The following is a 678-nucleotide window of genomic DNA, read 5'->3' as shown; positions in this document are numbered from 1 at the left end:
TGTCCACCGTATTGGTCGTCGGTGCCGACAAAGGCATCGCACACTCGATCGTCCGCCAGTTGCACGAACGCGGCGATAACGTCATCGCCGCCTGCCTCTTCGACGGCGCCGACCTCATTTCCGACGGCATCACCGTCGAGCCGAACGTCGATGTCACATCGCAGGAATCGGTCGAAGCGCTCGCGTCACGGCTCACCGAAGCGGGTACCACACTGGACTCCCTGATCCACGTCGCCGGCGTCATGTGGCTCGACGACCTGGGAACGATCGACTACGACCTCGTCCGCAAACAGATCGAGATCAACACCCTCGGACCGCTGCGCACGATCGAAGCAGCGCGTCCCTTGCTCAACGAGGGCGCGAAGGTCGGCATCGTCACCAGCCGGGTCGGATCCCTCGGAGACAACACCTCCGGTGGCATGTACAGCTACCGGATCTCCAAGGCCGCCGCCAACATGGCCGGACTGAACCTGCACCACGACCTGTCCAAGAACGGCATAAGCGTGCTGATGCTCCACCCGGGCATGGTCGCCACCGACCTGACCAAGGACTTCCCCGGCGAGCACACCTACATCACCCCGGAACAGGCCGCCGCCGGGCTGATCAAGAACATCGACAACCTCACCCCCGAGAACTCGGGCCGATTCCAACACTCGGACGGAACCTTCCTCCAGTGGT

General features: G+C 63.3%; 1 protein-coding gene. It reads left to right on the top strand.

What is annotated here, in order from left to right; genetic code table 11:
• On the top strand, positions 1–678 hold a 678-nt coding region (gene isoH / locus RJ1_RS45150; protein ID WP_255284986.1), incomplete at both ends, for a 1-hydroxy-2-glutathionyl-2-methyl-3-butene dehydrogenase.

The sequence above is a fragment of the Rhodococcus jostii NBRC 16295 genome (assembly GCF_001894825.1).
Lineage (GTDB): Bacteria > Actinomycetota > Actinomycetes > Mycobacteriales > Mycobacteriaceae > Rhodococcus_F > Rhodococcus_F jostii.
The sequence above is the reverse complement of the archived record's forward strand: the minus strand, read 5'-3'. Positions and strand labels throughout refer to the sequence as shown.